Annotated in this window: 8 protein-coding genes; 3 read left to right on the top strand and 5 right to left on the bottom strand. The window is 52.0% G+C overall.

The features are described 5' to 3' along the window. Positions 1 to 340 precede the first annotated feature (340 nt). Positions 341 to 937 (bottom strand): RPA family protein, encoded by a 597-nt coding sequence (locus McpAg1_RS01715; protein ID WP_338093558.1) that lies wholly within the window; start codon positions 935 to 937, stop codon positions 341 to 343. Beyond that, positions 934 to 2,847: a hypothetical protein gene (locus McpAg1_RS01710; RefSeq protein WP_338093557.1), complete on the bottom strand. Its 1,914-nt coding sequence runs from the start codon at positions 2,845 to 2,847 to the stop codon at positions 934 to 936. Before McpAg1_RS01710 ends, McpAg1_RS01715 begins: the two co-directional genes overlap by 4 nt. Positions 2,848 to 2,957: 110 nt before the next feature. Between McpAg1_RS01710 and McpAg1_RS01705 the strand changes: the two genes are divergently transcribed. After that, a complete protein-coding gene (locus McpAg1_RS01705; RefSeq protein WP_338093556.1) occupies positions 2,958 to 3,143 on the top strand; it encodes a DUF1858 domain-containing protein in 186 nt (61 codons plus the stop codon). 235 nt (positions 3,144 to 3,378) lie between these two features. Here McpAg1_RS01705 and McpAg1_RS01700 read toward each other — a convergent pair whose 3' ends face one another. The 3 genes from McpAg1_RS01700 to McpAg1_RS01690 form a co-directional block, all read right to left on the bottom strand. After that, on the bottom strand, positions 3,379 to 4,296 hold the full coding sequence (locus tag McpAg1_RS01700) for an adenosylcobinamide amidohydrolase (protein WP_338093555.1): 918 nt from the start codon (positions 4,294 to 4,296) through the stop codon (positions 3,379 to 3,381). Positions 4,297 to 4,303: 7 nt separating this feature from the next. Further along, positions 4,304 to 4,888 (bottom strand): GNAT family N-acetyltransferase, encoded by a 585-nt coding sequence (locus McpAg1_RS01695; protein WP_338093554.1) that lies wholly within the window; start codon positions 4,886 to 4,888, stop codon positions 4,304 to 4,306. Between the two features lie 308 nt (positions 4,889 to 5,196). Next, entirely contained in the window at positions 5,197 to 6,624 is a 1,428-nt protein-coding gene (locus tag McpAg1_RS01690) for a DUF4346 domain-containing protein (RefSeq protein ID WP_338093553.1), read from the bottom strand. A 640-nt stretch (positions 6,625 to 7,264) separates the two neighbouring features. Between McpAg1_RS01690 and McpAg1_RS01685 the strand changes: the two genes are divergently transcribed. After that, on the top strand, positions 7,265 to 7,984 hold the full coding sequence (locus McpAg1_RS01685) for a CehA/McbA family metallohydrolase (RefSeq protein ID WP_338093552.1): 720 nt from the start codon (positions 7,265 to 7,267) through the stop codon (positions 7,982 to 7,984). Beyond that, complete coding sequence (gene truA, locus McpAg1_RS01680) at positions 7,981 to 8,829, top strand: tRNA pseudouridine(38-40) synthase TruA (protein ID WP_338093551.1); 849 nt, start codon at positions 7,981 to 7,983, stop codon at positions 8,827 to 8,829. The genes McpAg1_RS01685 and truA overlap by 4 nt, the downstream gene beginning before the upstream one ends. Positions 8,830 to 8,918: the final 89 nt, after the last annotated feature.

Raw genomic sequence — 8,918 nt, 5'->3', positions numbered from 1 at the left:
ATTTATACTCTTCGAGACTGCACGAGATGTGAACTTTTGAGGGTTCGCCATCTCAGCGCAGGTCGCGCTGTTTGCGAGGTAACATCATACGTTCTGAGAAGATATAAACCCTCCGAACTGCTGGATGATACCAATCAGACGAAAAAGCTCGCCTGATTTCTCACAAAACACATGAGTGACTGTGAGCTAACAACATAGGATGAAGAGAGATATAAAGACAGCGAAACAAAATCCGAAACCTGTGAAGAAAACGCCGGAAAACAAACAGCCAAAAAAAATTACTAAAACAAAACTGATCTCAAAAAAATATCAGAAAAGAAAAATGAGGATGAGAGAAAAATCAGATGCTCATCATTCTGCTCAGCGCATCATACACCATGCGCCGCCAGTGCTCAGGACCAAACCGATATGTTTCACGCGCAAGAAGAACGTCTGCGTCAGACGTTTCTGCCGAAGAAGCGTCAACCCTGTCCAACGTTGCACGGGCAGCATCCAGAATCCAGAGATCGCGCGTCTCCTGATCCACAACCAGAACAGACTCCGCGCGAACCGAAGTCAGAACCTTTCCGTCCGGCGACGTGTAGACGCTCGGCTTCCCAATAACCGCAACAAATACCGGCATCTCAGGATCAATCTTTGCAAGCTGATGCATCGCCTCAGGCTGATACGATCCGGCAGTCACAAAAAACAAGCCAGTCGGATCCGAAATCCGCGCACGATACAGAACATTCTGATCACCCAGTTTATCCTTCTGAGTAATCGTACCTGTCAAAAGAACACGATTACACCGCTCGCCGGTCGGCAGAAGAACATACAGCGGACTCTTCTCATCCTCAGTATCCTTAAACGTCTTCGAAGCCTCGCGCAGCTCCGCAGCAAACACCCGTTTTGCCGGCTCGCGCTCATACGACATAAAATTAGAATTAGACTCACTCATTGCTCTTCACCTCCGAACACCGAACCCGCGCGATTCATCAGCTCCGCAGTAACCGACGGATCAAGATGGATAAACTCAGCAGACTTCACCAAAATCCTGCCTTCAAAATCATTGCCGAAACAGCGGAGATATCTGCCGCACAACTTTTCCACAAACTGTGCCTGCACCTCTTCAAGACCAAGAGGGCTATCCGACGCAAGATCAATCGCCTGCTCCATAGTAACTCCGGTCAGAGCCTCGGTCACCTCGCGACCGATCAGCACATTATACGCCTTCTTCCCATCATCCAGAACTCCCTTGATCCGCAGATCATAATGGAAATTCGGCTGAATCTCGTGAACCGGACAGAAGTTCTGCCTGGACAGAACGCGGTTACATCCTTCAACAGAACACCGCTTCACCAGACCCGAGCCTCCGGAAATCTGCACAACTGCACCGGAAAACTCATCAGTTGCCGTACCGACCGCAATATCAGCCTCAGGTTCATCCGCCTCATATGTCGCAGGATTTAAGGTGAGCGAAAGCCGGCCGTTGTACTCATCCACCTTCGCGTTCGTCACATGATACACGCGGCCGGGCTCAAGCTTCTCCTTCGTATCATCCTTCCACAGAACAAACTTCACGCGGCCGGTCTCATCACCAACAAGACCGGTCTGCAGCATGCGCTCGCTCCGCGACTCCCACTCCTCAACAAACTTTACGCGAAGCGAAGCATACCCGACCGCAAGATCGCGGACGCTCGTCACCGGCAGAGGTGCCGTGGGCGCCACGCCCTGCACCGCAATATCCACCCCGTCTTCAACAACAGAGTACTCGGCACTGTTCAGCGCGAGCGACAAACGCCCGTTATATTCATCCACCTTCGCATTTTTGATCAGATACACCAGTCCCGGAACAAGTTTCTCTTTGGATGCATCCTTCCACAGAACAAACTTCGTGCGACCGGTCTCATCACCAACAAGACCGGTCTGCAGCATACGTTCGCTCCGAGACTCCCACTCCTCAACAAACTTCACGCGAACCGTCGCGTATCCGACCGCAAGATCGCGGATGTTTGTTACCGGCAGCTCCTCTTTGGGAGCAGACGTCACCACAGGAACGGAAATTTCTGCATCCTCATTCTCCATCCACACGCCGGAGTTCAGCGCGAGCGACAAACGCCCGCCAAACGAGTCCACACTCGCATAGAATATATTATACACAGACCCAAGAGTGAGTTTCTCTCTCCCTTCATCCTTCCACAGAACAAACTTCATCTTACCTGACGCGTCCGCAACAAGGCCGCTCTGCAGCATGCGCTCGCTCCGAGACTCCCACTCCTCAACAAACTTCACCTGCACCGACGCCGCAACGCCGGGCGTGAGAGTCGCCAGAGGGGCAGGAGGTGCCGGCATCAGACTTCGGTCATCAGCAATCGGCGTAACTTTGGAACCTGAATGAATCTTCAGACTCGGCACATCACGAAACGAGTCAACAACCGCCGACTCAATCCGGTACCAGTGCTCAAGCTCCATCTGGGGAATACCATCTGCCTTGGAAAACACCACAAACCGTACCGCACCCGAACTGTCCGCAAGGACACCGGTCTGCGCAATCGACGGGGAGTTTGGTGCCTGCAAAGACACAACCTTCACCTCAATGGTTACCCAGTCGTTTGGTTGAATGTCAGCGAGCGCGAACACGCCTCCTTCAGGAGCAGCTGCGGCTGCCGGCTGTTCGTCAGCCGGAATTTCATACAGCTTCAGCTGATCAGACAGAACTTTGCGTTCAGCCTCATATGCAACCACACCATACTCGTTGATGTAGCTTGCAAGTTTTTCCGTAATGCTCTGCCTGTCCGGCGAAACTCCTTTGGATTCTAATTTTTGGGAGATTCTGTCGGTAATCTGCTGGATCTGTTCTGGGTCCATAATGATCTCCAACAAACTGATTGGTGTGTTGAGATATAAAACCCTGACCACGCGTACTGAAAATGCTCAGTTCGGAAACATCAAGTAGTAAAGTAGCTAATCTACTATACATGGCAATTACCATCGATTCAACGATCGCAGAGCTTCTCCGTGAGAAACCACAGAGCGCAGCAGTCCTTCAGAGCTTTGGCATGGGCTGCCTTGGTTGTGCAATCGCAAACAATGAGACCATCCGCGAGGCCGCAATGGTTCACGGTATCCCCTTAGATGAGCTTACCAAGAAGCTCGGCATCTAAGTTTCAAAATACATTCACTTTTTTTGGCTTTGTGTTAGTTCGTTTTAGTCGCCCACGGAAAAACGGAACACACGGAGATTTCAAAGAAAAAAAACATCACGGGGCAGACGGGAACATCACGGAATACGAAAAAATTATTTCTGTGATATTCACGTCTGCTCCGTGATGTTTTTCCGTGATATTTTCAGTGTGTTCAGATTTTCCGTGGGCGGCTCAAACGTACATAATGCAACACTTACTTTTTTTGCATCAGTTTCAGTTCGGCAACGTCAGCTTCAGGATTTTCCAGCAGATGAGCCGTGACTTCAGGCACGTGAACGAGCCGGCAATCCATGCAGCTCCACACCTCTCCGTGCGGGGTTTCTATCATGGCGCCAAGCGAAGTATCCATGCAGGGGTAAAGCGGGCAGTAACAGAAACTGCACTGCTGGCGGGAGTAGTTATGGCAGGGATAATAGGGGCAGCCTTCCGGCACCCACTCGGTCCAGTGGTCTCCGCCGTAGCGGCTGTAGATAAAATAGGAGGGACGGGTCCGCTTTACGAACCCGGGAGCATCACGCGACCATCCACGGGAAACGCCCCATGTTGAAAGGAGATAGTTATCAAACCGAATCAGTGCTTCGGTGAGCGCCTGACGAACAGCTTTGGCAATCCTCTCTCCGGTTTCGGTGAGAATTCCTGCAAACATCTCAGGAGCGGAGCGGGATTTTTCTGCGGCAACCACGACTGCATCGGTAGGTGATGCGCCAGAAGGGAGTTTCCGGTCGGCAAGTACCTGCATTTTGACTTCGGTTGCAGTAGTCATTGCGCCAAGAAGTGCGGCGTCGGAAAGCGGTCGATTTGAAGTGATGATGATGTTTATGGTGCGGTTGTTGTCTGAGACGCCGGCGGTGACGAAGACGGTGATGTAGTCGTACTTGGCGATGCAAAGGTTGGTTATCGGGACTGCGGTCAGGAGTCCGAACTGGGGCTGAAGGAATCCCTGTTCGTTTGAGATGCGGTCGATTTCTCTGGACGCGTCACCGGAAAAATTTCTTGGGACGGTGACGTTGAGAACAGTTCGGACGTCGGCAATTCCGCCGCCCACTCCGCTGCTTGCCGCACGAAAGTCTCCTCTGACGATGAGGACGTTTTCTCTGAGATAGTACCGCATGGGAGATTCAGACGTCTTTTTGGTAGGTGTAGAGCGAGTAGTAGTCGACAACGGTTTTTTCAACTGGTTCTGCTGGTTTCTTTTCAAAGATTTTTCCAAGCAGTCCTTTTTTCGATTCATCGGCTGCGGAATTTTGATCGACTTTGACTGTTTTGACGTTGCGGTATCCGCGGGAGATCTCGCCTGCCGGGACGAAGCCGCATTTGGTGAGGAAATTGAGGGCGGCAGGATTCATACCTGAGACGCGTTGGCAGACGAGTGAGGAGAATCCAAGTTCGCGGGCGGTTTTGCTCGAGTGTTCGCTCATGGTTTTTCCAACACCTAAGTTGCGGAACGAGAATTTTACGGCATAGAGGACTTCGGCGATGTGAGCGCCTTTGCCGAGGTTGAGTTTGCGAAGCAGGTAGACACCGGCAACTTCGCTGCCGATTTTTGCGCAGTAAACACGGTACTGGTCCAGAAATTTTTGCATGTCTTCAGGGGTGAGGGCGGTTTCTTCGAGGAATGCATCACCTTCGGCGATGATGGAGTTCCAGACGGTCATGACATGATAGAGGTCTGTGGATTCGTATGGGCGGATGGTGATATTCATGGTACTATACAGTTATTGGGATGAATCTGATATAAGAACAATCCTGTGGGTACTGTATGATTTTTTTTGAAAAACGCGAAGAACGCGAATAGCACGAATCGCATGCCGAAGGCATGCTCACCGCTTCGCGGAATAACGCGAATAAAAATTGCCAATGGCGATATTCAAGAGTTTACTAAAGTAGCTTATTTTCAGACAAATCCATTCGTTCAGAAAAAAACAAAAAAAATATTTTCTAATGAAAAATCGCCATTGGCGATTTTTATTCGCGCTATTCGCGCTATTCGCGTTTTTCAAAAAAACAGCGTTCAAAACTCCCCATCCTGTTCAAAACTTCTGCCGAACCGGATCGCAAGCTCTGCTTTGTAGAGTTCCTTCCCAAGATATCCTGCATGGTCGAGGAGCGAGACGCCTTCTTCGGCGAGGATTGCCGAGAAGACATCATACCAGTTTGTACCACGAACGGCACGGCCGTTTCGTACCGCAACGATCATACCGTCTTCAATGCCTATGCGGAAATTGCCGCAGGGGTCGTACTGGGAGAGGTCATCTGATGCCGCAGGCACGTCAGAGATTTTTTCATACACGAGAGGAGGTTCTCTTCTGCATCGTTTTTCTTTGAGGATCAGAAGATCAACGCCGACGTCTTTGGGGTAAGGGCGGCCTTCTGATAACACCATCATCTCTGTCGCACGCCGCATCTCGGCGGTTGCGCCGTGCGTTTTGTCGGAGTGTTCGGAGACGAGGACGGCGGCGGCGGCGCACTCTGCGGCGGCTGAGGCAAGCAGGGCACAGATCCCCGGGCTGTCGGCGTCAACCATCTCAATCACGTTCACACAGCCGAGAACTTTGGGGCAGCCGAACTCAGGCAGGTAGCCGGCAAGCGAGGAGGCGAGTCCTGAGAGCGGCGGCTGAAGAAGCGGGTCGGCAAGGATCTTCAATAGACCGGCATTCTTCGCGGCGGCAACGGTCTCTTCAAGCGTTGCATTGCGGGGAATGAGAACTGCCGCGGTACCGCACTCTTTGACGGCGTCGGCAAGGAGAGGAATGGTTTCCTTGGTCAGGGAAAAGATCAAATCGCACCGAAACAGGGCCGCCCTGATAAGCTCGGGGTCGATCGTATCGACCGAGAGCGGGAGGTCGAGGTCGGCGACCGCGGAGAAACAGCGGACGACATCGTCAAAGGTCGCGTCAAATCCGAATCCGAGATCCACAACATCAGCCCCACAGGAAATTGCGGAGAAGACCGCGTCCCGCAGGGAGGGATGGCGATGGGCATCCATGATCTCATGGATGACCTTGATGCGGGAGGAGCCGCCGAACTTGACACCGCGAATGGTAAACTCAGGCGTTGCTGTGTCTTCGGATGCGGCAAGACGGGAGGCCGCAAGTTTTCGTCGAACGTCTGCGAGGAGGTCGTCGGCAGGAATGGTTTTCGAGAGTTTCCCTTCCAGAATCAAAGGAATGCAGAGCCGCATGTCTGCGGCATGGCGGGTTCCTTTTCGCACCGGAACGCCTGAGTGCTGCTCAACCGAATCGAAGGACGCTGTACACATGCCGGAGACGACAACGCAGTCGTATACCCCTGCATCCACGAGGCGGGTGAGAGTCCCCGGAGAAAGAAAGGATGCAATCTCCCCGGTCGGCACGATATCAAAGGTGAACGCATCAACACCAGCGAGAGCAGAACGCAGTGCCGCCTCACTCTGGCGGCCGGTAGGGAAGAGGACATGCATAGATGATTTATTCTATTGCCTTCCAACATCGAAATAGTTGGGGTTGAGGCTCTGCATCCTTTTGAATGATGAGCTGCCCACGATTCGCATGTTTTTGCCGCATATCGTAGCTCCGCCCACGGAAAAACGGAACACACAGAATTTTACAGAAAAAAACATCACGGAGCAGACGTGAACAACACGGAATTCGCACTTAATATAATAGATATTTCCGTGCTGTTCACGTCTGCTCCGTGATGTTTTTTCCGTGATATTTTCAGTGTGTTCCGTTTTTCCGTGGGCGGAACTACAATCAAAGATCTAAGACTGGAGAGTGAATGTAGCCGGAGGATGCGGCTACAAAATAACCGATGTTTGCGAAGCATTTTGGAAAAATACCTGTATACGCAGAAAATAAAAATAATGTAGTCGCTGAATCGACATTGTGATCTTTGGTAAAATATTACTCATAAACAGAATAGCAAAAACCCGGCTACATCGGCTACAAGATTTTTGAAAAACAAAGGAAATACCCCCATTGTTGAAAATATCCAAAATGGTTGGAAATTTTGTAGCCGCACATGTGACTACAGCTGCTCTGGCTTTAGAAATACAGTAGTAATGTTAATCAGGAATAAGAGAGAACTCCCTAATCATCAAAATGGTCCTTCTCAAATGTGATCTGCATGTTCACACAAACGCATCGCGGGACGGCGAGAGTTCGGTCGAAGAGGTCATCGCAGCAGCAGTAGCTGCAGGACTTGACGCGGTTGCCATCACCGATCACGACACAACAGAAGGGGCCATTCATGCACTCTCCCTGAAAAATCCGGGAATTTTAATCATCCCGGGAATCGAGGTCTCCACAAAACAGGGACATCTGCTGGTGCTTGGCACCACAAACATTCTTGCGCCAAAACAGGATGTGCTCAAAACAATAGCCGAGGCAAAATCCCTTGGAGCGGTAACGGTCGTTCCTCATCCGTTTCACCGGTGGCGGCACGGCGTCGGCCTCAAGTGCCGGAACGCACTGAAGGACGCGGACGCAGTTGAGGCGTTCAACAGCAGATACATTATCGGTACGGCAAACCAGAAGGCAGCAAAAGTCGCAAAGAAGTATCATCTACCGGTTACCGCAGGCTCTGATGCGCACAACTGCAGGTATGTCGGGTTTGGTGTGACCGAGATTGAGGCAGAGGAGCGATCGGTTGATGCGATTCTTGCGGCGATGAGAGCGGGAAGGATCACCTGCACCTGCAAAAAAACGCCGCTTCGCACCTACACCCGCCAGTCATGGGACAACACGGTGCGGAAAATGCGCAGACGCGTGCCAAAGTTCCGGCACCGGCCAAGGCGGAGAATGGTTCACCGGAAGAAATGAAGCTGGCATTTCTTGTCGGGTATAAGGGCGACGGGTTTGCCGGCTCTCAGTTTCAGCCGAACAAACGAACAGTCGAAGGCGAGTTTGTTGCAGCAGGTGTAGGTCTCGGCCTTTTTGCTGATGCAAAGGAGGCACATTTCCGGATAGCGGGCAGGACGGATAAGGGCGTGTCCGCACGGCGGCAGGTTGCATCCATTACTACGGATTATCCGGAGAAGGCAGTTGATGCGCTGAACTTCTGGCTGCCTGATGATATCTGGTGTCTTGGCTCAGCTGAGGTTGAGCCGGATTTTTATCCCCGCTATGCGGTGACGAGCCGGACCTATCGGTACTATTTTCCCTATCCGGCAGATATTGCTGCGATGAATGAGGCGGCGGAGAAGTTTGTCGGCGTGCACAATTTTACGCGGTTTGCCAAGATGGAGGAGGGACGCGATCCGAACCGGACGGTGACGAGTGCTTCGGTGTTTGCGGGGGCTGACGGGTGTCCGGTCTTTGAGGTGGCGGCGAAAAGTTTTCTCTGGAATATGGTGAGAGGTATGGCAGGCGCTCTTGCGTCAATAGGTGCTGGAGTTGCGGAACCTGCGATAATTGAGGAGCTGCTGAGCGAGACAGGCCATCGTGTGCATCCTGCTCCTCCTGAGGCGCTGATATTCTGGGATGCTGAGTGCGGTATTTTATTTCAGCCGATGCGGCAGGCGCGGGAGACGACAAGGATGCTCGGACGGGCGTCCACTGCCGCACGGGCTCAGGCACAGGTAGCTGAGGCTCTGATGGATGAGTCTCCCACAGAGATGTGGCGGCGGAGACTTGTGCGGGAGTATCCTGATATCAGGAAGGGGTGAAGGGTGTTTTGATCATAGCTCCGCCCACGGAAAAACGGAACACACGGAAATTTCACAGAAAAACATCACGGAGCAGACGTGAACAACAC

The organism is Methanorbis furvi (genome assembly GCF_032714615.1).
GTDB lineage: Archaea > Halobacteriota > Methanomicrobia > Methanomicrobiales > Methanocorpusculaceae > Methanocorpusculum > Methanocorpusculum furvi.
This window is presented reverse-complemented; position numbering and strand designations above follow the sequence as displayed.